Origin of the sequence: Campylobacter concisus (assembly GCF_902460895.1) — a bacterium.
GTDB lineage: Bacteria > Campylobacterota > Campylobacteria > Campylobacterales > Campylobacteraceae > Campylobacter_A > Campylobacter_A concisus_BC.
The window spans coordinates 136,151-162,856 of record NZ_CABPVL010000002.1 but is presented as its reverse complement, the minus strand read 5'-3'; the positions used below and the strand labels follow the sequence as shown (position 1 = coordinate 162,856).

At 38.8% G+C, this 26,706-nt stretch carries 25 protein-coding genes; 14 read left to right on the top strand and 11 right to left on the bottom strand.

Going from position 1 to position 26,706, the window contains the following annotated elements:
* The first annotated feature begins 94 nt into the window (after positions 1-94).
* Genes nhaD through F3G98_RS01990 form a run of 4 tightly spaced genes read left to right on the top strand, consistent with a single transcriptional unit; the run spans position 95 to position 6,334 of the window.
* Positions 95-1,483: a sodium:proton antiporter NhaD gene (gene nhaD, locus F3G98_RS02005; protein ID WP_103607953.1), complete on the top strand. Its 1,389-nt coding sequence runs from the start codon at positions 95-97 to the stop codon at positions 1,481-1,483.
* A 10-nt stretch (positions 1,484-1,493) separates the two neighbouring features.
* A complete protein-coding gene (guaA, locus tag F3G98_RS02000; protein WP_009294571.1) occupies positions 1,494-3,026 on the top strand; it encodes a glutamine-hydrolyzing GMP synthase in 1,533 nt (510 codons plus the stop codon).
* A gap of 9 nt (positions 3,027-3,035) precedes the next feature.
* On the top strand, positions 3,036-4,217 hold the full coding sequence (locus tag F3G98_RS01995; RefSeq protein WP_204161524.1) for a DNA cytosine methyltransferase: 1,182 nt from the start codon (positions 3,036-3,038) through the stop codon (positions 4,215-4,217).
* 2 nt (positions 4,218-4,219) lie between these two features.
* Positions 4,220-6,334 carry an ATP-binding protein gene (locus F3G98_RS01990; protein ID WP_162533531.1) on the top strand — a complete coding sequence of 705 codons (2,115 nt, stop codon included), beginning with the start codon at positions 4,220-4,222 and terminating at the stop codon, positions 6,332-6,334.
* Positions 6,335-6,588: 254 nt separating this feature from the next.
* Here the strand turns inward: F3G98_RS01990 and F3G98_RS01985 are convergent, their stop codons facing one another.
* The 6 genes from F3G98_RS01985 to mscL all read right to left on the bottom strand — a co-directional run bounded on the left by F3G98_RS01985 (position 6,589) and on the right by mscL (position 11,940).
* Positions 6,589-7,389: a phosphatidylserine decarboxylase gene (locus tag F3G98_RS01985; RefSeq protein WP_149725671.1), complete on the bottom strand. Its 801-nt coding sequence runs from the start codon at positions 7,387-7,389 to the stop codon at positions 6,589-6,591.
* Between the two features lies 1 nt (position 7,390).
* Complete coding sequence (locus F3G98_RS01980; RefSeq protein WP_149725670.1) at positions 7,391-8,503, bottom strand: metallophosphoesterase; 1,113 nt, start codon at positions 8,501-8,503, stop codon at positions 7,391-7,393.
* Positions 8,504-8,725: 222 nt separating this feature from the next.
* Positions 8,726-10,093, bottom strand: coding sequence for a multiheme c-type cytochrome (locus F3G98_RS01975; RefSeq protein WP_149725669.1), 1,368 nt, complete (start codon positions 10,091-10,093; stop codon positions 8,726-8,728).
* Between the two features lie 9 nt (positions 10,094-10,102).
* Positions 10,103-10,675, bottom strand: a complete 573-nt coding sequence (locus F3G98_RS01970) for a cytochrome c3 family protein (protein WP_021089703.1) — start codon at positions 10,673-10,675, stop codon at positions 10,103-10,105.
* A 120-nt stretch (positions 10,676-10,795) separates the two neighbouring features.
* The gene (locus tag F3G98_RS01965) at positions 10,796-11,434 is read right to left on the bottom strand and encodes a Crp/Fnr family transcriptional regulator (protein WP_149725668.1); all 639 of its coding nucleotides are present in this window, start codon (positions 11,432-11,434) and stop codon (positions 10,796-10,798) included.
* Between the two features lie 98 nt (positions 11,435-11,532).
* Entirely contained in the window at positions 11,533-11,940 is a 408-nt protein-coding gene (mscL, locus tag F3G98_RS01960) for a large-conductance mechanosensitive channel protein MscL (RefSeq protein WP_103590823.1), read from the bottom strand.
* A 146-nt stretch (positions 11,941-12,086) separates the two neighbouring features.
* Here mscL and gltX point away from each other — a divergent pair, with 146 nt between their 5' ends.
* From gltX to F3G98_RS01945, 3 genes are read left to right on the top strand one after another with little or no spacing between them, the layout of a single operon-like run.
* Positions 12,087-13,382, top strand: a complete 1,296-nt coding sequence (gltX, locus tag F3G98_RS01955) for a glutamate--tRNA ligase (protein WP_103643269.1) — start codon at positions 12,087-12,089, stop codon at positions 13,380-13,382.
* An 8-nt stretch (positions 13,383-13,390) separates the two neighbouring features.
* Positions 13,391-13,684 carry a YggT family protein gene (locus F3G98_RS01950; RefSeq protein WP_021084756.1) on the top strand — a complete coding sequence of 98 codons (294 nt, stop codon included), beginning with the start codon at positions 13,391-13,393 and terminating at the stop codon, positions 13,682-13,684.
* The gene (locus tag F3G98_RS01945; RefSeq protein WP_149725667.1) at positions 13,662-15,299 is read left to right on the top strand and encodes a lytic transglycosylase domain-containing protein; all 1,638 of its coding nucleotides are present in this window, start codon (positions 13,662-13,664) and stop codon (positions 15,297-15,299) included. Before F3G98_RS01950 ends, F3G98_RS01945 begins: the two co-directional genes overlap by 23 nt.
* Here the strand turns inward: F3G98_RS01945 and F3G98_RS01940 are convergent.
* Complete coding sequence (locus tag F3G98_RS01940) at positions 15,220-15,699, bottom strand: hypothetical protein (RefSeq protein ID WP_035145228.1); 480 nt, start codon at positions 15,697-15,699, stop codon at positions 15,220-15,222. The genes F3G98_RS01945 and F3G98_RS01940 overlap by 80 nt on opposite strands.
* Before the next feature lie 121 nt (positions 15,700-15,820).
* On the opposite strand from F3G98_RS01940, the gene mobB reads away from it, so the two are divergent.
* Genes mobB through F3G98_RS01915 form a run of 5 tightly spaced genes read left to right on the top strand, consistent with a single transcriptional unit; the run spans position 15,821 to position 20,306 of the window.
* Positions 15,821-16,300 (top strand): molybdopterin-guanine dinucleotide biosynthesis protein B, encoded by a 480-nt coding sequence (gene mobB / locus F3G98_RS01935; protein WP_021092954.1) that lies wholly within the window; start codon positions 15,821-15,823, stop codon positions 16,298-16,300.
* Positions 16,300-17,163 (top strand): class 1 fructose-bisphosphatase, encoded by an 864-nt coding sequence (locus F3G98_RS01930; protein ID WP_258030938.1) that lies wholly within the window; start codon positions 16,300-16,302, stop codon positions 17,161-17,163. Before mobB ends, F3G98_RS01930 begins: the two co-directional genes overlap by 1 nt.
* Entirely contained in the window at positions 17,163-17,381 is a 219-nt protein-coding gene (locus F3G98_RS01925; RefSeq protein ID WP_002940116.1) for a hypothetical protein, read from the top strand. The genes F3G98_RS01930 and F3G98_RS01925 overlap by 1 nt, the downstream gene beginning before the upstream one ends.
* A gap of 15 nt (positions 17,382-17,396) precedes the next feature.
* Positions 17,397-19,328 carry a methionine--tRNA ligase gene (metG, locus tag F3G98_RS01920; protein ID WP_149725666.1) on the top strand — a complete coding sequence of 644 codons (1,932 nt, stop codon included), beginning with the start codon at positions 17,397-17,399 and terminating at the stop codon, positions 19,326-19,328.
* A complete protein-coding gene (locus F3G98_RS01915) occupies positions 19,329-20,306 on the top strand; it encodes a ferrochelatase (protein WP_103645700.1) in 978 nt (325 codons plus the stop codon).
* 33 nt (positions 20,307-20,339) lie between these two features.
* Here the strand turns inward: F3G98_RS01915 and hcp are convergent, their stop codons facing one another.
* Entirely contained in the window at positions 20,340-21,668 is a 1,329-nt protein-coding gene (hcp, locus tag F3G98_RS01910; RefSeq protein WP_002940097.1) for a hydroxylamine reductase, read from the bottom strand.
* A 220-nt stretch (positions 21,669-21,888) separates the two neighbouring features.
* On the opposite strand from hcp, the gene F3G98_RS01905 reads away from it, so the two are divergent.
* Complete coding sequence (locus F3G98_RS01905; RefSeq protein ID WP_149725665.1) at positions 21,889-22,533, top strand: flagellar biosynthesis protein; 645 nt, start codon at positions 21,889-21,891, stop codon at positions 22,531-22,533.
* A 57-nt stretch (positions 22,534-22,590) separates the two neighbouring features.
* Here the strand turns inward: F3G98_RS01905 and queC are convergent, their stop codons facing one another.
* Positions 22,591-23,289, bottom strand: a complete 699-nt coding sequence (queC, locus tag F3G98_RS01900; protein ID WP_149725664.1) for a 7-cyano-7-deazaguanine synthase QueC — start codon at positions 23,287-23,289, stop codon at positions 22,591-22,593.
* Between the two features lie 24 nt (positions 23,290-23,313).
* Between queC and ybeY the strand changes: the two genes are divergently transcribed.
* Complete coding sequence (ybeY, locus tag F3G98_RS01895; RefSeq protein WP_149725663.1) at positions 23,314-23,712, top strand: rRNA maturation RNase YbeY; 399 nt, start codon at positions 23,314-23,316, stop codon at positions 23,710-23,712.
* 53 nt (positions 23,713-23,765) lie between these two features.
* On the opposite strand, the gene F3G98_RS01890 is transcribed toward ybeY, so the two are convergent.
* Together F3G98_RS01890 and F3G98_RS01885 are read right to left on the bottom strand one after the other, a co-directional pair.
* Entirely contained in the window at positions 23,766-24,320 is a 555-nt protein-coding gene (locus F3G98_RS01890) for a DUF1523 family protein (RefSeq protein WP_107969211.1), read from the bottom strand.
* A 74-nt stretch (positions 24,321-24,394) separates the two neighbouring features.
* Complete coding sequence (locus tag F3G98_RS01885; RefSeq protein ID WP_149725662.1) at positions 24,395-26,626, bottom strand: nitric-oxide reductase large subunit; 2,232 nt, start codon at positions 26,624-26,626, stop codon at positions 24,395-24,397.
* Positions 26,627-26,706 lie beyond the last annotated feature (80 nt).

Sequence of the window (26,706 nt, the reverse complement as noted above, 5' to 3'; positions counted from 1 at the left end):
TAAAAATGTAATGCAAGCTTAATAAATTTAACTAACCTAAATTTTAGGCTCATTTAAGTAAAATACGCAAATTTTTATCTTACAAGGAGAGTATATGAGGTTATTTGGACTTCTAGGCTTGTTTTTTGCTATAGCCTTTGGTGCTGACGGAGAAGCTGCGGCTATTGACTTAACTACTACATGGGCGGGAATTTTATCGCTTATCATTTTTGTTGTTGGATACTTTTTCATAGCAGCAGAAGAGAATTTTCACATCGACAAGGCAAAACCTGCCATTTTTATCGGCACTTTTATGTTTTTACTAATCGGCGTTTATATGCTTATAAACGGCATGGATGTGCATTCGCTAGAGCACGAGGTAAATCACCTGATCTTAGAGATAGCTCAGATCGTATTTTTCTTAATGGTAGCGATGACATTTATCGAAGCACTTGTTGAAAGAGATGTATTTAACGCACTTAAATACAACCTAGTTTCAAAAGGCTACACTTACAGAAAGCTATTTTGGCTAACTGGTATTTTGGCGTTTTTCATTAGCCCAGTGGCTGATAACCTAACAACAGCGCTTATCCTATCAACCGTTCTTTTAACGATAGACAGAAATAATACAAATTTCCTAGTCGCAGGTGCGATAAACATCGTCGTAGCAGCAAATGCAGGCGGAGCGTGGAGTCCATTTGGCGATATCACTACACTTATGGTTTGGGCAGCTGGCAAGTCACCATTTTTAGACTTTTTCGCACTTTTCCCAGCTTCATTTATCGGCTGGTTTGTGACAGCGTTTTTACTTTCACGCATCGTGCCAAATACTGCGCCTCATTTTGACGTGGCAAATGAGCCAAAAGTGGTTATGAAAAAGGGCGGTAAAGCGGTTATCTTTATAGGTGCATTTACTATCTTTTGTGCAGTTATGATGCACCAGTTGTTTCACTTACCAGCTATGTGGGGCATGATGTTTGGCTTCTCGCTGTTTAGCCTTTATACATATTATTTCAAAAAAGCTCACAAAGACGAAGAGCCTATGAATGTCTTTCACTATATGTCAAAGATCGAAAACAACACGCTATTTTTCTTCTTTGGAATTTTAGCTGCAGTTGGTGCTCTTCACTTTGCTGGATTTTTAAATTACGCTGTGTCACTTTATGATAAATTTGGCTCAACACCTGTAAATATCGGAGTTGGCTTCCTCTCAGCAGTCGTTGATAACGTCCCTGTTATGTCAGCCGTTCTAAAAGCAAATCCAGCTATGGGAGCTGATGCAGGCGAGGCTATGAGCCAGTGGTTACTAGTGACACTTACAGCTGGTATCGGCGGTTCGATGATCAGCTTTGGCTCAGCAGCTGGCGTTGGAGTAATGGGTAAATTAAAAGGAATTTATACCTTTGGTGCGCATATGAAATATGCATGGATGGTAGTTTTAGGATACATCGTATCACTCATTGTTTGGTATGTGCAGTTTGAAATTTTTCATATCTATTTTTAAAAGGTTATAAATGAACAATACGATTATAGTTTTGGACTTTGGTTCGCAGTATACTCAGCTAATAGCTAGAAGGCTAAGAGAAGAAGGAGTTTATACTGAAATTTTGCCATTTAACGCAAAACTAAGCGATATAAAGGCAAAAGATCCAAAAGGTATCATTCTAAGTGGTGGTCCAGCTAGCGTTTATGCCAAAGATGCCTACTTTTGCGACAACGGCGTCTTTGAGCTAAATATCCCTATACTTGGCGTTTGCTACGGCATGCAGCTACTTGCTCACACGCATGGTGCTGAGGTTTTAGCCGCTGATCATAAAGAGTACGGCAAGGCTGAACTTAGCGTCGTAAAAGAGCACGATCTTTTTAAAGATACACCTTCAAAACAAATCGTATGGATGAGCCATAGCGACTATGTAAAAGACCTGCCAAAGGGCTTTGAGGCGATTGCGATTAGCGAAAATTCGCCTTATTGTGCTTTTGGCGATGATAAGCGTAAATTTTATGCGATCCAGTTTCATGCAGAGGTGCAACATAGCGAGTATGGCACGCAAATTTTAAAGAATTTTGCTAAATATATCTGCGGCTGCGAGAGCACATGGAACATGGGAAGCTTCGCTAAAAATAAGATAGAAGAGATCAGAAAAACAGTGGGCACTCACAAGGTGCTTTGCGCAGTTAGTGGTGGTGTGGATAGTTCTGTGACCGCAGCACTTTTGGCAGCTGCTGTGCCTGAAAATTTGATCCTTGTTTTTGTCGATAACGGACTTCTTAGAACAAACGAAAAAGAACAAGTTGAAGCTACATTTAGAACAAAGCTTGGCGTTGAGCTAGTTAGCATAGATGCGAGCGAGATATTTTTAGGTCGCTTGGCCGGCGTCGTTGATCCTGAGAAAAAACGCAAGATCATAGGCGAGACATTTATAGAAATTTTTGAAAAAGAGGCTAAGAAGCATGGCGATGTGAAATTTCTAGCTCAAGGCACTCTTTATACTGACATCATCGAAAGCTCAGTAGTTGGCTCAAGCAAGACTATAAAGAGCCACCACAACGTTGGCGGCTTGCCTGATTGGATGACATTTGAGCTAATAGAACCGCTAAGAGAGATTTTTAAAGACGAGGTTAGAAAGCTAGGACTCGAGCTTGGACTAAGTCGCGAGCTAGTTTTCCGCCATCCTTTCCCTGGACCTGGCCTTGCTATCCGCATCATGGGCGAGGTAAATAAACCAAGCCTTGAGCTACTTCGCAAAGCTGACGTGATCTTGCGCGATGAGCTAAAAAGTAGTGGCTGGTATAACAAAACTTGGCAGGCATTTTGCGTACTTTTAAACGTAAATTCTGTTGGTGTTATGGGCGATAACCGCACTTATGAAAACGCTGTTTGTGTGCGCGTGGTCGATGCGAGTGATGGCATGACTGCAAGCTTTTCAAGGCTTCCTTATGACCTGCTTGAAAACGTAAGCCGCCGCATCATAAACGAGGTAAATGGCATAAACCGCGTAGTTTATGACATCTCAAGCAAGCCACCTGCAACTATCGAGTGGGAGTAAATTGAAAAATTGAGAAAACGAGCTATAAATATTGTTGATTTGTTTTCAGGAGCTGGTGGTTTAACATTTGGTTTCTACTATAAAAAAGATATGAATAAATTTGTAAAAAATGATAAATTTAATTTTTTGTTTGCAAATGAATACAATAAACATGCTGCAGCTGCTTTTAAGTTAAATTTTCCAAATATAAATTTATTAGAATGTGACATTAAAGAAATTAATAAGAAAAAAATCAAAGATAATGGAATTGATATAAGTTGTGTTGATCTTGTCATAGGGGGACCACCTTGTCAATCTTACAGTACCGTAGGCAAAAGACAGTATGATAACAGAGCTATTATGTATAAGGAATACTGTAGATTACTAAGTATTCTGAAACCAAAAATGTTTATTTTTGAAAATGTCAAAGGTCTGCTTACAATGAAAAACAATGTTGGCATTCCTGTAATAGAAGATATATATAAAATGTTTAATAATATAAAAAATACCAATGGTTATATGATATATAAAAAAATTCTAAATGCAGTGAGTTTTGGTGTACCACAAAATAGGGAGAGAGTATTTATAGTTGGTGTAAGAAAAGATGTAGATCTAACATGGGAATTTCCGGATGAAATATTAACTGATTGTAATGCATTTTTAAGCGTGGAAAATGCATTATCAGATTTACCACCACTAGGATCAAACGAAGAAAAGAATGAATATTTAACGGCTCCTAGGAATATTTACCAAGAGCTTATGAGAAATAATAACGATGTTTTAACTTGCCATAAGAGTGGCTCTTATGGCAAGAAAATTCAAGGCGTTATCAATGCTGTAATAGAAGGCGAAGGGCGAGAGTATATAAACAGTTTGGTTGATGACAAAAAGTTACCGTCAGAATATAGACTCACTTCCGGCTACAAAAATACATACGGAAGGCTATGGTGGAATAAACCGTCTACAACGATAACGAATAACTTGGGAACGCCTTCATCTCTAAGATGCATACACCCAAAAGAAAACAGGGCGCTTACCACAAGAGAGGGGGCTAGATTGCAGTCTTTTCCTGATTTTTTTAAATTCTATGGTGGTAAAACTCAACAAAATTCTCAAGTCGGTAATGCCGTACCTCCCTTGCTTGCTATTAGTCTTGCAAATGAAGTAACAAAAAGTTTCTTATCTTACAAGAAAAAACATAAGAAGGGATAATGATGCAAAAGGTAGAATTTTCTTTCGGATGGCTTGCTTTAAAATTACTAGGCAAAAGCCTTTATTCAAATGCTTGGAGCGCTATTTCGGAGCTTGTAGCAAATGGTTTTGATGCAAGTGCTAAAAATATATATATTTATATAAATATGATAAATAAATCAAAATCTCTTGTGGAAATTATTGATGACGGTATCGGTTTGGATGACAATAACATTAGTATCTACGCGAAAGTCGGTTACAATAAAAGATTGGAGCAGGCCCCAGAAGTATTCGACAACTATAAAATGATGGGTAGAAAAGGTATAGGAAAGTTGGCGGCGCTTTATCTTTCCGAGAAGTATTTTATATTGTCTAAAACAAGTGCTGGAATGGTCAATAAATGGGAAATGAACTATAGTGAAAACAAAAAAGACGAAAATGAAAAACCTTTTTTAAGATTAATAAACGGTACAGAAACAAAATTACGATCTAATCAAATTTGGGAAAAAATTAAGACAGGTACGGTGTTAATCTTAGAAAATGTAAATCTAGAAGGACTTGGCGAACGAGCACTAGATAGCCTAGAAAACAAGTTATCTAATATATTTTCGTTGGATTCTATGATTGATAGAAAGATTTTTCTAGCAATTGTAAAAAAGAATAGTGAAAAACCTATATTTAGACCGATAGAGAAAAAAATAGCATTTAAAAATATGGCTTTTATAGATTACTTTCCAAAAGATAGCCAACAAGGGTTAAAAGAAACTTTTGACAAACTGATTAAAGAGGATTCTAAATTTAAAATAGAGTCCAAAAAGAGAGATAAAGAATATCTTTTTGATAGAAAGATTGAGTTACTTGATAAAAATAAAGTTAGTGGAAGTGGGGAATTTACTGACGAGCAAGGCATCAAAAAAAGTAAACAATATACTTTAAACGGATGGATAGGTATACATAGTACGATAGACAATAAAATAGCAAAAGACAATGATGTAAACTTTACAAAAAATAGTTTTTATAATCCAATTCAGCTCAGGTTATATGTTAGAAACAAGCTCGCAGTAGAAAATTTCCTAAACTACTTAGGCAATACTCAGGCTTTCGTCAATTATATAGAGGGTGAAATACACTTTGACTTATTAGATGAAGATGATTTACCTGACATAGCAACTTCAAATCGTCAGAATTTAGATGAACATGACGAAAGGGTCGCGTTGTTGGTAGACATTGTAAAAAGTATAATTGGCGATTTGATAAGCAAAAGAGAAAAACTAGCAAACGATATAAGGGACAAGGATAATAAAAATTTTGATAAAAGAAAGAATAATTTTATAAAAGAAGTAGAAAATGAACTAAAGGAGCGTTTTCCTAACGAACCATCAGAACAAGTCAATGAGTTTACGATGATCGTAGCCAACAAAGTACAAGGCGACATGTTGAAAGATAAGTATAAAATATTTTTATCCCACTCTAGTAACGATAAAAGATTTACAGACTTTATATATTATTTATTAATAGAAAAATGTGGAGTTAGAAAGGATGAAATATTTTATACTTCCGCACAAGACAGCGACAAATTTGAAGTTTTAAAGCCATTGAAAGAACAAATAAGAGAAAATATTACGGCTAAAAATGCACTGTTAGTGTACTTAACGAGCAAAAATTATAAACAAAGCGAATATTGTATGTTTGAGGGTGGTGCAGGATGGGCTACTAGAGGAGTAGGGGATTATATATTAATGTCTTTATCTTATAGCGAAATACCGGAATTCCTTACGAATGGGAAACTTGAATTCTCGTTTATTAAAAATGACAAAATTGTATTGAGTAAGGAAACATACGATTTTATTGTAAACAAGGTGCTAAATATAATCATTGAGCATCTAAACAAAAGCAGGGATGAGGATGAAAAAATATTGTTATTTGATAAATCTAATTTCCCGACAGATATAGAAATGAGTAATGCCAGTAAGTCCGATTGTGATTTTATGAACAAAGATGTAGTGGAGTATTGGAAGAACTATGTGGAAAATGGTATAAGTGACAACAATATAAATATCGCAACTTATGTTACTAATAGGAAAGAATCAGATGCTAATAACAAAGAATTAAATATTGTTCTAAATGTCACTTCCTAGAGTTAGAAAAATACATAACATTTAAGTAAACTATATAAAATTTACTACAATAGTATGTTATTTTATAAAAAATAAAAAAATTAAATTTGCAACATCAATAAAGATATAAGCATAGTAGAAAAAGTCATTTCAAAACAAAAAACGAAAACATCAAGATATAAGCATTTAATAGCTTAACATAATCTCACAAAAATGATAAATACTTTTTGTTTACTTAATAAGTTTAAACCAAGTTTTTAAAATTGACTGTAAATTTATATTTCTCTGATCCTGCCAATCGCTTCAGCAAATTTAAGCTCTTTGTTTTCAAAGAGGTTGTACTCGATCGCATCTTTTTCGCTAAGTATGACGATGGTTGAGCCAAGCTCGAAATTTCCAAGACGCTCACCCTTTTTGATGTGTAAATTTTCATATTCATAAATTTGCGTAAAATTTGCCATCGCATTTGTCTGGATACGCTCATCAAAGCAAAATTTCATCTTACCAACGTTTAGCGCACCCACGAAAACTAGCCAAAGTTTTTTGCCATTTTTCATCTCACAAAGTAGCGCCACACGCTCGTTTTTGGTATAAAGGCTATCGACCTTGCCAAGCCATTTTACTGCCACACTGTAAAGCTTACCAGGGATATAGACCGCTTTTTTTATCGTAATGTCGCAAGGTGCATGATAGTGGTGGTAGTCTTTTGGGCTAAGGTAGATGTTGGCGAAGTCATACTCGCCCTCAAGCTCGCCCTGCCCTAAAAGCTCCTTCACGCCGTAGCTCATGCCCTTTATGCTAAAAGCTTCTAGCTCTTTTGTAGTGCCAAAGCTAAGGCAAGTGCCATCAACCGGACTTATAAATATCTCGTCTGCTGCGTCAAATTCTCTTGGCTTTAAGAGCTCTCTGGTGAAAAGTTCGTTTAAATTTTTATACTCATTTGATGGCTTAAACTCGCTCATGTCGATCTTAAATAGCTTTACATAAAAGGAGTTGATAAGCTCTTGAAGCGGTTTGAAAAAATTTAATTTTGCAACTTTACCAAAAATTTGAGAAAAGAGATTGTCACTATTCATTTTATTCCTTGCTTAAATTTAATATAGCGATCTCGCTTGGCGCAAAGATCCTAACTGGAGGCCCCCAAAATCCTGCGCCACTACTAACATAAGCTTGCATTTTATCATTAATCTTATAAAGCCCATGTAAAAAACCTTGATCTAGCAGGACTAAAATGCCAAAAGGAAAAATTTGTCCAGCATGCGTGTGGCCGCAAAGGACTAGATCGACATCTTTTTGCATAGTTTTTATAAATTTTGGCTGATGAGAGAGCAGGATAGTCGGTAGTTCTGGGTCGCATCCTGCTAGCGCTTCGTCTAAATTTGGCTCTAAATTTTTAAACCTTATGCCAGCTAGATCATAGACTCCTGCCAAATTTATACCAGCTATTTTTTCATTTTTATTGCCAAGTATCCTAATGCCAAGAGCGCGAATTTTTTCTAATATCCCATCAACTCCGTGGTAGTATTCGTGATTACCAGGAACATAAAAGGTGCCATAGGTGCTTTTAAGATTTTTTAATGGATCTAAAAAATCGCCTATAAGCTCGGCTCTCATATCAACCAAGTCGCCAACTATCACCACTAGGTCTGGTCTAGCTAAATTTATCTCTTTTGCAAGCTCAGCAACAAAGTCCTTTTGCAAAAACTCACCAATATGCACATCTGTTATCATGGCTATTTTTAGATCACTTTGTAAATTTTTTATTTTTATACTAATCTGTCTGATCTTTGGCGGAGTAAGTGCGTTAAAAATTCCTTTCAAAAAGCAAGCAACTACAAAAATGACAAATGTTACATCAAAGCAAAATTTAATAAATTTTCGTCTTGTGGGATTAAAATGAGCTTTTGAGCAAATGGATCTAACAACATCATAAAACAAACTAATGCCGAATAAAAATAGCGAAAAACCAATGAGCGTCCCTGCTATCAGATAGAGTTCTATATTTAAAAAAGAAAATCTTAGTTGAAGAACAAATACAAATTCAAGCACACTAATAATATAGAAAAATATACGAATTTTTTTAAGGTGTGGGGCAAAAAAAGATACCTTTTTGATAAAACGTTTGTATGAGTATAAATTTGTAAGAGCACTAAAGATAAATGCCCCAATAATGATCCGAAAAAGTCCCAAAATATCTCCTTGAAAACAAAGATTATATTTTATATTTTTAAATTTACATTATAGATTTTATTAATTATTTAGAACAATTTGTAGTGCTAAGCTGTATGATTTTATGATTTAAATTTACAAAAATAATTGTTAAAAGGTATTTTGCTTTAGGATAATAACTAAAAGATAAAATTTTGGAATTTAAAAATAAAAAGGTGGGAAAGTTCCCACCTTTATAAAGAATTATTTAACTTTACCAGTCTCAATTCTTTGTTTGTAGATCTCACGAAGTTTTCTTATATCATTTTTAACTTCGAATACGCCATGCCAGTGTGAGTAGTCAGGGCCACCCATTAGAGCGCCTTGTCTCATACGACGGCCTTCATGGTGCCACATATGATAGTAGATATCTTGGAATTCATCTTCCCAAGCATCTGCAAGTAGTAAGTTTTTAGCCTTCAACTCTTCAAGCATCTTAGTTGCTTCAGCATTGTAAACGTTATAAAGCTCTACTTGCTTATCACCCATAATGAAGAAGTTATCTGTATGAGTTGATGTATGGCAAGCTTTACAAACTAGCTTCATCTCAGCTCTTGCTGCTTCTGGTCCATTTGGATGACCTGCAAGTGGCGTTCCTATGGTTAGTTTGCCAGTTTTTTCGTAAACAACAGCAGCTTGTTCATCACCAGCTGTTCTTAGCTTACTGCTGACGCCCCATAGGTTCCATTTTAGTCTTCTTGAAACATTGTGAGTTGTTGTTGTTTCACCAACACCACTCATGTGGCAAGCTGCACAAGTTGGAGCTCTAAAGTCTGGTACATCCCATGTATCAGGAGCAGCATCAAAATTCCATTTGTGAGCTTCGCTATTATAGATATGTCCGTGCATTGAGTTGTTAAAGATCTCAATATCTGGGTGATCAGGTCCAAGGTGGCAAGATGCACAAGCAGCTGGTTTTCTAGCTTCAGCTATGCTAAATGTGTGTGCGCTGTGGCATGATTTACATCCGCCTACGCCACCATCAGGATAAACATTACCTATACCGTAGTTTGGCCAAGTCTCTTTTGTAGGTTTGTGATCAGCGTCTAGTTTGATGACGGTTCCGTGGCACTGTGTACAACCAGTAGCGTCTGGAGCCATTTTGTATTCTGGATGATCCATACCTTCATAGTGATACATTAGTTTTACCATCGCAGGGTTAGCATACATTTGCATAGCACCTCTTGCGTGACCACTCTTAACAAATTCTTCAACCTCATTTTCGTGACACTTAGCACAAGTTTTTGGGCTAACTAGCATTGAAACATGGTTGTTAGAATCTTTTGGATGCACCTTAACTGAAGCCATAGGATTATCTGCATTTACAGAGTGGCAATCCATACAACTTACGCCAACGTGAGCGTGGCGACTATTTTTCCAATCGGCAACTATGCCGGGTGTCTCTTTAGCGTGGCACTCAACACAGCTTTTTGATAAGTCTGACATTTTATGTGCAACTTTAATGTTTTTGATAACATTAAGGTTTAAAGCGTCAGATTTATTTGCATCCATGTTTGCGGCAAAGCCAAAAGACATTAGACAGGCTAATAACATTAGCGACTTTTTAAACATCTCTCCTCCTTACTTGGTTTTATTGTTTTCTTGTTTTTTAATTGCTTCAAATTTATCGATTTGTAGTCCTAAATTCTTGTGACCAACATGCTCGTGGCAGTCAACACATGATTTCTTATTAGGATTTCCAAGAACGAAATAATCTCTATGTGGCAAGAATGATTTACCAGCTTGAATAACATTTTTTAAATTTGAGTGGCAAGTCAAACATCCACTATCATAGACAAAGTGAGATGCATGCTCGCGTTTTTTACGCCAGTCGATCTTGTCTGTATCTGTAAAAAATGTCTTATAACCATCATTTATCGATACTTTAAGTTTTGTAAGTACATAGGTATAGGCACTTGTATGATTTAGGTGACAGGCTGAACATTCAGCTTTTATGCCAAGCTTGTTATTGCCGCCGTGTACATCTTCATGATATGCAGCATTCATAGGATCCATCGTGTGACACATGGTACAGACAAATCCGCTACCAGTCGCATGAAGTGCATCAGCTATGCCCATAGAAGCGATAAGGCCGATTACGATGCCTATTATCACAGATGACCAAACAAAAAATTTCTTCTTAACTTCAGCCAAAATTTCCTCCTGAATTTATCAATATATCGTAAATTTTTACGAAAATTTTAGACGAATACTATCCAAAAATATATAAATTTTTTCTTTAAGTAAATGAAAATATTTATTTGATATTAACTTTCAATAAGAATAAATTTCTTGTAGCCCACCTACATTTTTTTCCAAAATTTGGTTCTTCTCATCAAGTTTGACCAAACCATTTGTTTTAAATTTATTTAAAATTCTCGAAAAAGTTTCTGGAGTCATATTGAGTATCGATGAAATTTTTGTATGCTTTAGTTCATTAAATAGATCTTCATGATTTAAAATGAACCTAGCCACCTTCTCTTCAGAGCTTAAGATGAGCTCTTGATGAAGTAAGTTCGTTGTTATTCTTATCTTTTGAGCCATTGATTTCAGAAATTTCATGCAAATTTCTGGCTTTGTTAAAAATTGTGCTTCAAATTTTTCATAATTTATCTTTAAAACTTCACCAGAGATAGTAAAAATGGCACTTGCTGGATAAGGGATATTTTCAAAATTTACGACTTCAGCTACAAAATTCATAGGTGCAAGCTGATGGATAAAAATTTCCTTGCCATTTGCCGTAGTTTTATAAAGTTTAACCGAGCCAGTTATTAAAAATGTAAGCCACTTTGGCTCCTCGCCCTCTATAAATAAAAACTCGCCTTTTTTGTATTTTTTAACAACGCTTATTGTTTCAAGTTTAGTTAGGTCATCGGCGCTAAGACCTTGAAAAAATGGGATTTGTTCTATCATATTTCACTCGCTTTTAAGATGAAAAAGCATTTTAGCATAAAAAATAGGACAAAATTTAACGGATTTCAAAGGGAGCTTTCTCCCTTTGATTTAAGAATTTATTTTTTAAGAAGATCTCTGATCTCAGTTAGAAGTGCTATATCAGCTGGAGTTTCAGGCTCTGCAGGGGCTGCCTCTTCTTCTTTTGGTAGTTTATTTTTAAGTGTATTTAAAGCTTTGATGACGCAAAAAATACAAAACGCAATGATTAAAAAATCAACCATTGTTTGTATAAATGAGCCATAGTTTATCGTAACAGCTGGCGCACCTTCTGCTGCTTCTTTTAATGTTAGCTTAAGATCAGTGAAATTTACACCGCCTGTTATAACACCAACCACTGGCATGATAATATCACCAACTAGCGATGAAACGATCTTTCCAAATGCCCCACCGATAACAACACCAACTGCCATATCTATGACATTTCCGCGCATCGCAAATTCTTTAAATTCGCTGATCAAACTCATTCTTTCTCCTATAAATAGTTAAATTTTCGTGCGGATTTTATAAAAAATATGCTTTGCTTAGCCTAAAAATTTAAAATTACATAACTTTAAATTTATCAAGCGAGTGTTATAATCCAAACTTCAAATTTAACGTAAGGAATGAGCTTATGTATCGTTTTGCACCCTCTCCAACAGGAGATATGCACATAGGAAATTTACGTGCTGCTATTTTCAACTATATTTGTTCTTTGCAAGATAAAAGTGGCTTTATTTTACGCATAGAAGATACCGACAAAGAGCGAAATATCGAGGGAAAAGAGAAAGATATCTTAGAAATTTTGAGCAAATTTGGCATAAAACCAGAACAAATTTACATCCAAAGTGAAAATTTAAAATTCCACAGACAGCTTGCATCAAAGCTTCTCATCGATAAAAAAGCCTTTGCCTGCTTTTGCACCGAAGAAGAGCTCGAAGCAAAAAAACAAAAAGCAAAAGAGCAAGGCGTGGCATATAGATATGACGGCACCTGCGAGAGACTAAGCGACGCTGAAGTTTTAAACTGCGAGAAGCCATTTGTCATCCGCATGAAAAAACCAACACGCACGATGAGCTTTACAGATGCGATCAAAGGCGAGCTAAGCTTTGAACCAGACGCCGTTGATAGCTTTGTCATCATGAGAGCGGACAAAACTCCGACTTATAACTTCGCCTGCGCGGTTGATGATATGCTTGAGGGCGTGACCTTTGTCATACGCGGCGAGGATCACGTGAGCAACACACCAAAGCAAGACCTCATACGCGAGGGTCTTGGCTACACTGGCAAGATGAACTACGCGCATTTACCTATCCTTTTAAATATAGAGGGCAAAAAAATGAGCAAACGCGAGAACGAATCAAGCGTAAAATGGCTCTTTGAGCAGGGATTTTTACCTGAGGCGATCGCAAACTATCTGATACTTCTTGGCAACAAAACTCCAACTGAAATTTTTACGATAGAAGATGCAGTGAAGTGGTTTGATATAACTAAAATTTCACGCTCACCTGCTAGATTTGACGTGAAAAAGCTTGAGCAGATAAATAGAGAACACATAAAGCTTGCTTCAAAAGAGCGCATAAAGGAGATCTTTGGCGTGGATGATAGCAAGGTTGAGCTAGTTAAATTTTATACTCAAGAAAGCTCTCTAGTGCCTGAGATAAAGGCAAAAGTAGAGGCTATATACTCACCAAAAATAGCTCCAGACGAGTATAAAAACGAATTTGAGATCATCAAAAAAGCAGCTCGTAATTTAAAACCGTGCGAGAGCTTTGATGAGTTTAAAAAAGAGCTTATGAGCGCTACAAATTTAAAAGGCAAAAACTTTTTCATGCCGCTACGTGCGCTTCTTACAAACGACCTTCACGGCCCTGAGCTAAGCGAGCTCTATCCACTGATCAAAGATGATCTAGGCAAAATTTTAATCTAGGAGCAAAAATGATACTTTCCACCCTATTTTCAGCGGTCGCAAACATTTTGCACCTTATCATCACGGTATATACGTGGATCGTCATCGCAGCGGCTCTCATTAGCTGGGTCAAGCCTGATCCTAGCTCGCCAGTCGTGCAGCTACTTTATAGGCTGACTGATCCTGTTTATAGCTTCATCAGACGCTACATCAAAACAGAATTTAACGGCATCGACTTTGCCCCGCTCATCGTGCTTTTAGCACTTCAACTCATAGATCAATTTTTAATAAGGCTTTTATTTGTTTTTGCTGCGTCACTTTAGTATCCTCTCTTTAGCCTGCGTTGCTCTTTTAGCTAAAATTTACACCTACGAGGAGCTAAAAAACGAGCCAAAAAGCCTTGCAAAAGACTACTACATAAACCGCCTTATAAACGAGGGTAGCTACACAAAGGAGCAGATAGCAGAGCTTTCACGCGACGTTTTTAGAAAAAGCGGCTTAGTTCAAAAATCAATCAATAAAATTTTACCTCCCAAAGCAGCCCCTAGCAAATGCCCTGGCATAAGCGCAAGCAACATCACAAGTGCTAGCTTGGCTTGCCAAAATTTACTAACAACGATGAGCTTTTCTCTAAAACTTGATAGCAAAACTCGTGAAATTTTAGCGGCAAATCTTGCAAATACAAATTCAGAAAAAGCTAGAATTTTACGCACTTTAAACGAGCCAAACCCGGCTCTTAGTTTTGCAAATGCAAACGATACAAAGAGCTTTTTAGAGCTTTTTAACGCTTCAAGTCCGCAAAGTAAAAGTGCTCTTTTTAGCGTAAATTTTGAAGCAAATTTTATGAACAAGCTCTACATGCAAAAGGGCTTTACAAATTTACTAAACGATGTCGTATTTAATAAAAAATATGAAGGCTTTAGAAGAAATTTACTTAGCATAGATCCTACAGTCACTGAAAAAAGCGACGCATTTACACTTGGTCTAAACGCCATCTTGCTTGGTCAAAATGACGTTGCATTTAGTTTTTTCACAAGAGCCAAAAACACCTTTGATAGGACTTGGCAAAGAGACAATGCCACATTTTGGCAGTATGAACTAAGCGGCGATGAGAGCTTTTTAAAAGAGCTAAGTGCTAGCAAAGATGCAAATATCTACTCACTTTACGCAAGAGATTTGGTCGGTGGCGAGCCACTTGAGGTGATCGTGCCAAGACCTAGCAAGCAAAATATCGAAAATTTTGATGTGAGCGATCCATTTTTATGGAACAAAACCGCTGCCCTTGCAAAGGATATGAACGCCACGCAAGCAAGCGAATTTGCGATGAAATTTTACACAAACGAAAGCATCGGCGCATACGCATACTTCATGCAAAAGGCGCATGGCTGGGAGAAGCAGTACTTTTTGATGCCAAGCTCACCAGAGCTTGAAGGCATCAGCACTGAGCGAAAGTCGATGATCTACGCACTTGCAAGGCAAGAGAGCCTCTTTATCCCAAGCGTCGTTTCTACCTCTTACGCCCTTGGAATGATGCAGTTTATGCCATTTCTTGCAAATGCGATCGGCAAAAAAGAGCTAAAAATTCCAAATTTTGACCAAGACGATCTTTTTAAAACTGATGTTGCATTTAAATTTGCAAATCACCACCTAAACTACCTTGATAAATTTCTCTATCATCCGCTCTTTACAGCCTACGCGTATAACGGCGGTATCGGTTTTACCAAAAAAGTCATCACAAGAGATGATATGTTTAAAGAAGGTAAATTTGAGCCGTTTTTATCGATCGAGCTAGTCCCAGTGGCTGAGACTAGAAACTACGGCAAGAAGGTGCTTGCAAACTATGTGATCTATATGGCGCTTAATGGTTCCAGTATAAAGATTTCGCAACTTTTCGAAAATTTAACAAAACCGGCTTTGACTGATAAATTTCGAAACTAAGTGCAAGATCGTCGCTTTGCTTACTTGGTGCGGTCACTTCATAATAGACCGCCCAAGGCATAGAAAATCCAGCAAATTTAAGCATCTCGTCACTTTCATCAAGCAGCCTTGCATTTGTGGCATTTGAGTCACCATTTACCTTTATATTGCTCAAATTTTGCGCATGCTCTTTTGGGTTTATAGCTACTAAAAAGTGCTCTTTGCTCTCGTCTAAATTTGAGTTATATATAGGATTTAGATAGGTTGCGATTATGAGCGTTCTATCGGTGCCATCTATGATCTCGCTCTTGCTTGTGTAGGCTAAAAGCTCATTTTTTAGTGGCTCATGCACGATCACTTTTTGATCAGCACAACCAAATATCATCAAAATAAATATAAAAAATAGTGTAAATTTTCTCATAAAAAACTCTTAAAATATTAAATTTTCTCGCATTTTAGCATTTTATTTTTTAAATTTCACTCATAAATTTTAAAGCCAATATGAGCTATAATCGCAAGAAATTTTAACGAAAAAGGCTCTTATGAAAAGACTTGCCATTGCTTTTTCTGGCCCTTCAAATAGCGGAAAAACGACGCTTATCTTAAAAGTCGCAAAAAAATTTATAGATGACGGGCTAAAGGTCGTTGTAGTCAAGCACGACCCAGGCGACAAGGCCAAATTTGACGTTGAAGGCAAGGATAGCTTTAAATTTTCTCAGGCAGGAGCTGACGTAGTCGTGATGAGTCCGACTAGAACGACTTATTTTTCACAAAGCTCGCAAGGCATAGACGAGGTCATAAGAATGATCGGCGAGTTTGACATGCTCTTAGTCGAGGGGCTAAAGACACTGCCACTGCCAAGACTAAGCGTCTTTAGAGGCGAGATCGATGAAGCTTATCTTAGCTTTTCAGATGCGATCGCCACTTATAAAAAGCAGATCCCTTACGAGATCACAAATCTAAATTTAGACGATATAGACGCCATTTGTGCGTGGATAATCAAAAATGCAAAGGCTGTATAATGCAAGAACTAAACCAAATTTTTAACACCGTTAAAGATATCGCAAAAGAGATAAGCGAGGTCATAAAATATGCCGATCTTGGCTATACAACTCACGAAAACGCAACTGGCGACACCCAGCTAAAGCTTGACGTTAAAAGTGACGAGATCATCACGGCTAAATTTAAGCAGCTTTCATGCGTAAAAGCGCTAATTAGCGAAGAGAAAGAGGACGAGCTTGAGATAAATAAAAACGCTAAATTTATCATCGCTTACGATCCACTCGATGGCTCAAGCTTAGTTGATGTAAATTTTGCTGTTGGCTCGATCTTTGGCATATACGAAGACGAGGTAAAACCAGAAAATTTAATAGCCGCAGCTTACAGCATCTATGGTCCAAGACTTGAGCTAGTAATTGCCGAGAAAAAGGGCGCTTTGCCTAAATTTTATAGACTTGGCAAAGATGGCGAGTTTAAATTTGTAAAAGAGCTTGAGCTAAAAGAAAAAGGCAAGCTAAACGCCACGGGAGCTACGCAAAAAGGCTGGAGCCAAACGCATAGAAATTTCATAAACGAGCTATTTAACGAGGGTTACAGGCTAAGATACTCAGGTGCGATGGTGAGCGACTTGCATCAAATTTTACTAAAAGGCGGCGGTCTTTTTAGCTACCCAGCAACGAGCGATCATCCAAATGGCAAGCTAAGGGTTGTCTTTGAAGTGTTGCCATTTGCCTTTATATATGAAAACGCAAAGGGCGCAACCTCAAACGGCAAAAACCAAACACTTTTTGATATAAAAATAGAAAAAATCCACCAAACTACGCCATGCTTCTTTGGTTCGCGTGATGAAATTTCACTTTTGCATAAATTTTACGAGCAAAAATAATGCAAGAAGCACAAGCAAACGAGCCACTTGACGCATTTGAGCTAGCCCTAAAGCAAAAGGCTAAAATCATGCAAGAGTGCCAAGAACAAAAAGGTCGCAAAAGCTGTTTTAACTGCGAGGCATTTTTTGACTGCGAGACGAGGATAGAGTATGTAAATAGCTGCTACAACTCGATGTCAAAAGGCAACACCGGCAGTGACGGCGGATTTGATTTTTAAATTTAAAGGAAAAATATGAAAGAAAAAGCTTATATAACTACTCCGATTTATTACGTAAATGACGTGCCACACATCGGCCACGCCTACACGACTATCATCGCTGATACGCTAGCTAGATTTAACCGCTTGCAAGGCAAAGAGACCTACTTTATGACTGGCACGGATGAACACGGTCAAAAGATCGAGCAAGCAGCTCGCGCTAGAGGCAAAACGCCAAAAGAGTATGCTGATGAGATCAGTGCAAAATTTAGATCGCTTTGGGATGAATTTGAGATAAGCTACGACCATTTTATAAGGACAACCGACGAAGAGCACAAGCAAACCGTGCAAAATGTCTTTGAAAAGATGCAAGCAAACGGCGATATCTACAAGGGCGAATACGAGGGCTTTTACTGCGTTAGCTGCGAGACATTTTTTAACCAAAGAGATCTACTTGAGGACAACCGCTGTCCAGACTGCGGCCGCGTGACATCTTTGGTTAAAGAAGAGAGCTACTTTTTCAAGCTTTCAAAATACGAAGACGCGCTTTTAAAATGGTACGAAAACGACGAGCTTTGCGTCATCCCAAAGGGCAAGAAAAACGAGGTCGTAAGCTTTGTAAAAGGCGGACTAAAAGACCTCTCAGTTACAAGAACGAGCTTTGACTGGGGCATAAAGCTACCAAAGAGTGCAAACGACGACAAGCACGTTATGTATGTCTGGCTTGACGCACTCATAAACTACCTAACAACGCTAGGATACTCAAGAGATAACGCTAGAATGGACTTTTGGCCGCATACGACACACATTGTCGGCAAGGACATTTTGCGTTTTCACGCAGTTTATTGGCCGGCATTTTTGATGAGCCTTGGCTTGCCACTGCCAAAGCACGTTGCAGCGCACGGCTGGTGGACGATAGATGGCGAAAAGATGAGCAAAAGCAAGGGCAATGTCATAAACCCAAGAGAGGTCGCAAATGCTTATGGACTTGAAAATTTCAGATACTTTTTGCTTAGAGAGGTGCCATTTGGACAAGATGGTGACTACAGCCAAAAAGCCTTAATCGAGCGCATAAACTCAGAGCTTGGCAACGGACTTGGCAACTTGCTAAGCCGCATAGTAGGAATGAGCGCAAAGTATAGCGACTACAAGATCGACTCAAAAGATGTGATCAAATTTCATAAAGCCGAGCTTGATGAGGCGAAGGGCTATCTTGATGAGGCGATAAAAAATTTAGAAAATTTAGCGACGAACCGCTACTTAGAGGATCTTTGGAAGGTCGTAACGCTTGCAAACGCAGCCGTTGCGAAGTATGAGCCATGGTCGCTTGTAAAAGCTGGCAAAAGCGACGAGGCAAACGCACTTGTGGCACTTTGTGCAAATTTACTTGCAAAAGTAGCGATACTGCTTAGCCCAGCTATGCCAAAAACTTGCGCTAAGATAGCTGATACGCTTGGCTTTAGCATAGATACGGCTTCTTATGAGAGCCTTGTATTGAAAAATGAAATTTCAAATTTTGTAGCAAAAGCTACTGAGCCACTCTTCCCAAGGATAGAAAAAGAACTAATGGGCGAGGCAAGAGGACTAAAAGAAGAGTCAAAAGTAGAGGCAAAGATTGAGCCAAAAGAGGAGAAAAAAGAGGAGATCATTAGCATCGATGACTTTGCCAAAATTGTGATAAAAGTAGGCGAAGTACTCGAGTGCGAAAGGGTCGATGGCAGTGATAAACTGCTTAAATTTAAGATAGATCTTGGCGAGGAGCAGCCACGTCAAATTTTATCTGGCATCGCCAAATACTATGAGCCTAGCTCGCTTGTGGGCAAGCAAGTTTGCGTTTTAGCAAATTTAAAAGAGCGAACGATGATGAAAAAATATGTCTCTCAAGGCATGATCCTAAGCGCATCAGACGGCTCGCTAACGCTTCTTGGCACGCAGGGCAAGGTCAAAAACGGTGCGATCGTTGGCTAAATGACGATAGAAAATTTAACCCACATAATAAATGGGCAAATTTTAAACAACCCAAGCATCTCAAGCGTGACTAGCTTCGCGTTTGAGGCTAAAAATATAAAACGAGGCTACGCTCTCATCGCCACACAAAGCGATCAGATCGCACCTGCGATAAAGCAAGGCGCCTACGCTATCATTAGCGAAGAGGAGATCACGCCAAGCGACGAAGAGATAGCCTTTATCAAGGTAGCAAGCCTGCAAACGGCTATCATCAAGCTCATGCGCTTTGAGGCGATCCATAAAAATATCAAATTTTGCGCGGTCAATCCCTTCATAAAAGCGCTTTTAGAGAAGTCGCACCTTGAAAAAAATGCCCACGTCATACCTGAAAATTTAACCGAGCTTTTTTACAAAATTTTTCATGCAAATTTGTTTGACACATTTTTTAGCGACGATACGAGGATACTTCAAAGACTCTCACTACTTTACGAGACAGCCTGGACTGACACAAACATAAGCGTGCTAAATCCAAGCTCGATCTTTTTTACAACGCTCATTTACGACGACAAATACTATCAAAATTTATCCATCCCTAGAGTTTTTGCTGGGATGTTTTGCGGACTTCTTGGCTATCTTAAGAAAAACAATATCGGCTTTAAAGTGACAGAAAGCAGGATTTCATCGCACTTTGACCCAGTCTTTATCGACAAAGACTTTAAGCCAGTTGGTTTTGGCAGCAGTTTTAGAGCGGTGATAGCCGAAGAAGACGAGGAGTTATTTTTGACTGAAAGTATATTTCTAAGGCGAAATTTCAGCGAGAGCGAGCTTAAATTTTGTCTGCCAAAAGATAGCACGCTAAAGGTTGAAAACGCCATTTTTTATGAAAATTTAGACGAGATAAAGAAGCTACAAAATTTCGTCTACGCCCTTGTGCTTTGCAAAAAAGAAGAACTACTTGATAGCCTAAGTCAAAGTAAAGAGCAAGGCGGGCTGTTTTAAATTTAGAGCCAGAGCCTAAGCCCTGGCAGTTTTTTACTCACCTAAGAAGTATTTTAGATCAGCTTGCGCGTCGCCGCTAATTGGTCTAACGTTAAATTTATCCACTAAGAAATTTATGATCTCTTCATTGAAAAATTTAGGCAAGCTTGGTCCGACGTTGATGTTTTTGATGCCAAGGCTAAATAGCGCTAGCAAGATGATGACCGCTTTTTGCTCCATCCACATTAGCACGATAGAAACTGGTAGGTCATTTACTGCGATGCCTGTTGCCTCGCTTAGCGCAAGAGCGATCTTAACTGCGCCGTTGCTGTCGTTGCACTGGCCAAGGTCGATGTAGCGTGGTAGCTCGGTGCCTGGGACGTTGCCAAAGTCGATGTCGTTAAATCTAAATTTACCGCAGCTTGAAGTAAGTATCACACAGTCTTTTGGAAGGCTAGCAGCTAGCTCTCTATAGTACTCACGTCCCTTGCCAGGCGCGTCACAGCCAGCGATCACGAAAAATCTGCGGATCTTACCAGTCTTAATCGCGTCTAAAATTTGTGGGGCTAAAGTTAGTATAGTCTTGTAGTGGCCGCCAGTTACTAGGCTCTCGTCGCTATCAAAGCCGCTAACGTCGCCACAAGCTAGTGCACACTCGATAAGTGGTGTGAAGTCGTCGTTTTCGATGTGTTTTACGCCGTTTGTGCCTGCGATTGAGTAGCCAAACAGCCTATCAGCGTATGTGCAGTTTGAGCGTAGTGGCACGATGCAGTTTGTTGTCATTAGTATCGCGCCTTTAAATTCGTTAAATAGCTTAGTTTGGTCAAACCACGCCTTGCCGACGTTGCCTTTTAGGTGGCTATATTTGCGTAGCTCTGGGTATCCGTGAGCTGGAAGCATCTCTGAGTGAGTGTAGATGTTGATGCCTTTATCTTTTGTCGCCTCAAGTAGCGCTTTTAGAGCGTGCAGGTTGTGACCACTTACCAAGATCGCCTTGCCCTCGACCTTGTTTTGGCTCACTCTAACTGGTGTTGGGATGCCAAATTTAGCCGTGTGAGCCTCGCTTAGCAGGTTCATCACCTCAACGCCAGCACCGCCTACTTCAAGAAGCTGTTTGATGTGCTCGTCGAAGTTGAAATTTGAGTTTGTAAGCGTAAAATAAAGCGTATCAGCCATAACGCGGTCGACATTGCTAGTATCAGCGCCAAGCTCGTGTGCGTGGTGGCGGTATGCACTAAGGCCTTTTAAGCCAAAAACCATCGTATCTTGCAAAAGCGCTAGCGTGTCGCTCTTGCCACAGGTTCCCATAGGCTGGCCCTTTGCACCGCATCCGTCCTCAGCGCTCATCTCGCACTGATGGCAAAACATCTTCATATCTTTCATCTTTTCTCCTTGTGAATTTAAAAATTTAAGCGGATTTTATCCTAGGTGGCTAGTCATTTTGGTTGATAGCAGTCAAGAAAAGTTAAATTTAAATTTTAGTTGTTAAATTTAAGATTTTATGATTATGGATATCAAAATATAAATTTGAAATTTGTCATAAAGAGTTAAAAAAATTTACAAAACAACGATTTACATTTGAAATTTATTTAAAAGGATGAAAATGAAAAATTTATTACTAGCGATATTTGCCGCCTTTATGCTTTGTGGTTGCGCTCCAAAGGGGATATTTGTGAGTTTGCCAGATGAGCAAGCGCCTTCAAGCATTAGCAAAAAGACAAAAATTTACATCGAAAGCGTCAAAGATGTGAGAGCTTTTGAAAACGACCCAAAACAAGCAAGCATCCCATCTTTATACAAGCACAATGTAAATGAAGTTAGCGCAAAAGAGAAACAAAAATACATCGGCAGAACCAGAAGCAGCTATGGCAAGGGGCTGTGGAACGTCATTTTAGAAAATAAACAAAGGACAACTAGCGTAGTAAGGGCGCGCATAGAGGATGCCTTTAGAAGCAACGGCTACCAGGTCATAAAAAATGAAAATGATATAGATAAGGATACTATAAGTGTTAATGCAAGGATAGAAAAACTTTGGACTTATATGACGCTTGGTGCAGTAAAAGTTGGTCTAAACGCTGATATAAGCACCATTTTAAGCGTAAATAGCAAAGAGCTAAGCACGGTCGTAAAACGCAAAGAGGAGTATCTCTTAATAAACCAAAATGATTATGCAAATATCATCAAAAGCTCTTTGGCTGAGTATAAAGAAAAGCTTGCAAAACAGATAAGCGAGCTAAATTTAGAGTAGAAATTTAGGCTAGCTACTAAATTTATAGTGGCTAGCTTTTAAATTTCAAGGCAAATTTCACTTTTTATAAGGGATTTTATCAACGGCATTTGCTTTTTTAAAGCCATTTAGTCTTAGCCTGCAGCTATCACAAAGCCCGCACGCCTCATCCTCGCTCTCGTAGCAGCTCCATGTTAGCTCTATTGGTGAATTAAGCTCAAGCGACTTTGAGACGATATCAGCCTTGCTTAAATTTACAAGCGGCGTTATGATCTCGCAAGAAAAATCAGCCGATGTGCCTAAATTTATCGCCTCATTTATGCTTTTTATAAAGCTCTCTTTGCAGTCAGGATACCCAGAGCTATCCTCCTCGACCACGCCTATGTAAATCGCCTGCGCCCCCTCTTTTTCAGCAAGTGCTGCGGCGATTGAGATAAATACGCCATTTCTAAACGGCACGTATGTGTTTGGCACATCCTTGCTAACGCCATCTTTTCTTATCTGCAGGCTCTTATCAGTTAGCGAATTTCCGCCGATCTGTGCTATAAAGCTAACATCTAAATTTATCTTTTTAACCACGCCTAGTCGCTCACAGATCTCGTCAAACGCGCGCTTTTCTCGCTTCATTGTTCTTTGTCCGTAGTCAAAATGAAGTGCGACCACATCATATCCAGCCCTTTTTGCCATCACAGCGCAAAGCGTGCTATCCATACCGCCGCTCATTATACAAACTGCTTTTTTCATATTTTGCCCTTTAAATTTGCTAAAATTATACAAAAATTTACTAAGGACAAGCCAAAAATGATACTTTGCGAAGAGAGTTATCCTGAAATTTTAGATCAAATTTGCTCATATCTAACGCCTGGTGAAGTTGAGCTAGTTTTTATCAACAAAGATGAGATGAGAGAGCTAAACAGATCCGAGCGTGGCATAGACAAAACCACCGACGTCTTAAGCTTTCCCCTTGAGCTTATCGTCCATGCCCCACTTGGCTCAATAGTCATAAACAAAGATATGGTAAAAGAAAAAGCAGCCGAGCTAAATCACAGCGAAGAAGCCGAAACTGCGCTACTTTTCACACATGGCTTACTGCATATCTTGGGCTTTGACCACGAAAAAGATGATGGGCAGATGAGAGAGAAAGAGTGCGAAGTGATAGCTAAATTTAACCTGCCAAAGAGCCTAATCGTAAGAAGCTAGGACGTTAGGCTAATTGATCTTATAAACAAAAAGGGCTGATCTAGCCCACTGTTTTAAACACTCTCTTTTTTCGTCTCTAAATTTTCAACTTTTGGCGCAAAAGCCTTGTTTATCTTTCTTATCCAGATGATAAGCGAGATAAATAAAATGAAGTAAAGGACGTAGCTAGCGATAGGCCAGCTAGTGTTTGTGCCGCTATCTTTTATCGAGATCGCGTTTCTAAACTCGTTTAGCATAGAAATTCTATATCCATAGTATTTGATAGTGACGTTTTTATCGCTATTTGTAAAGCCTTGAGCCTTGGCTTGGATGTCGGCTGAGTTAAATTTAAAATAAAATGGGAAGCCCCACGCCGTATCTTCGTTTCTATAAGCCATAACTTTTTCAGCGTTTTTCGCATCTTTTGTGTAGATAAAATAGACATCTCTTACAGGCCCATCGGCTGGGTTTTTAGCGTCTATTATGCCATCTTTGTCCATGCGTTTTACGTCGCCGCCAGTTATCTGCACGCTTGCGTAGTGCGGGAATGAATAATCAACTACAAGAGCCAAAAATAGGTGCAAAAGCACAACAAATGTAACGCAAATTCTCTTTAAAAATGTCATCATTTCTATCCTTTAAATTTGCACTATTTTATGAAAAGATAGCTTAAATAAAGGGGCAAAGCGCCCCCCCCATAAATTTAAGCCTTTTTATTAAGCATAAATTTTAAAAGCTGAGCAAAGAAGCAGATGCCGCCGATTATTAAAATCGTATCGCCAAGCATCCTTAACCATCTTAAATTTTGCAAGTGTGACTGTTGTAAAAGCTCAGCACTTCTTGCATACCACATGCCCTGCTCCAAGCTTGCAAATGCTTGATAAATTCCTATTGGAAGTAGTGAAAGCACGATCATTAGCATAAGTCCTGCATTTAGTCCCCAAAAGCCAACTTTCATCAGATTTTCATCAAATTCTTGCCCTTTAAATAGATAAGTAGCCACAAGCCAAACAAAGCCAAGTGCCAAAAATCCATAAACACCAAATAGTGCCGCGTGTGCGTGAACTGGCGTTGTATTTAGTCCTTGGATGTAAAATAGTGAAATTGGAGGATTTATCAAAAATCCAAAGACGCCAGCACCTAGCATATTCCAAAAGGCAACTGCGATGAAGCAGTAAAGTGGCCACTTAAGCGTTTTAGCCCAGCTTTGAGCAAACTGGAGTTTGTAGTGTTCATATGCCTCAGCTCCAAGTAAGACCAAAGGCACGACCTCAAGCGCTGAAAAGCTTGCACCAATAGCCATTATAGGCGTTGTAGTGCCTGCAAAGTAGAGGTGATGGAAGGTGCCTGGGATCCCACCTACCATAAAGAGTGACGCACTTGCAAGCGTTGAAAATGTCGCAAATCTTTTTGAGACAAGGCCCAAAGAAACAAAGACAAAGGCAAGTGAGGCTGTCGCAAATACCTCAAAAAAGCCCTCAACCCAAAGGTGTACAACCCACCAGCGCCAGTACTCCATCACAGGAAGCGGACTTCTTTGACCATAAAATAGCCCTGCTCCGTAAAACAAGCCAACCGCAACAGCTGACATAGCAAAGATAGCAAGTAAATTTTTATCGCCTTTGTTTTTAAACCCACCTGCAAATCCACGAAGAAGCAGAAGCATCCAGATGACAAGACCAACAAACAAAATGATCTGCCAAACTCGTCCAAGATCGATATATTCATATCCTTGATGTCCAAGCCAGAAGCTTAAATTTATAGGCATAATGTTTGCGATAGCTAAATATTCGCCCACAAAACTGCCAACTACAAGGAAAAGTAGAGCGTAAAAGAGCAGATCAACACCAAGCTTTTGAAATTTTGGATCCTTGCCGCCATTTATGATAGGGGCTAAAAATAGTCCAGCTGCTAAAAATCCAGTCGCTATCCAGAAGATACTAGCTTGTATATGCCACGTTCTAGCAAGCGAATAAGGAATGTAGGCTGATAAATTTATGCCATAAAATTCTTGTCCTTCGACTGTGTAGTGAGCTGTAAAGCCGCCTATTAAAATTTGAAACGCAAATAGCCCCAGCGTGACAAAGAGATACTTTTTAAGCGCCTTTTGTGATGGAGTTAAATTTAGCTTTTTAAGCGGATCTTCGCTAATTGGCTCAAGCTTTTCATCATCTTTTTTGCCATAAAATGAGCTAAACCAAACAAGCAAGCCAATGCCAGCTAGAAGTATCACGACGCTTGCGATCGACCAAAAGACATTCTCACTTGTTGGCACGTTATCGATTAGTGGTTCGTGCGGCCAGTTGTTTGTATAGGTTGCCTCGCTACCAGGTCTGTTTGTCGCTGTTGCCCAGGCTGACCAGAAGAAGAAGTTGTTTAGATCGGCTCTGTCGCTAGCATTTGGAAGCGTATTTTCTTTCATCGCATAAGCTTCTCTTAAAGGCTTAAATTTAGGGTCATTACCAAAAAGCGCAGCATACTCGCTAGCTACTTGACTTATTGCCTTTAGCCTATCAGCGCTTAGCACAAATTTATCGTCCTTTACGCTATTTTCTCTATACTCTTTTTTGAGCAAAACCTTTAAATTTGCTTTTTGCTCGTCATTTAGATCAGCGTATTTTAGATGATAAATTTCATCAGCTTTGATCTCTAAAAAGGCAACTAGCTCTTTGTGAAGCCAGTCCGCACTCCAATCAGGCGCTTGATATGCCCCGTGTCCCCAAACAGAGCCAACCTGCATACCGCCTATGCTTTGCCAAGCCTCTTGACCTTTGTAGATACTCTCTTTATCGATTACGACCTTGCCATTTTCGTCAGTAAAATTTACAACTGGAGGCGAATTTCTATAAACCTCAACGCCATAGTAGCCTAAAATACTAAAGCAAACTACCAGCACAGCAACAAGTGCGAGCCAGTATCTTTTGTATTCACGCATAAATTCTCCTTTTTTAAAATTTAGGAGAAAGTTTATCTCATTTCAAAATAGTGACTAATGATATATGTCAATAAAAAGAG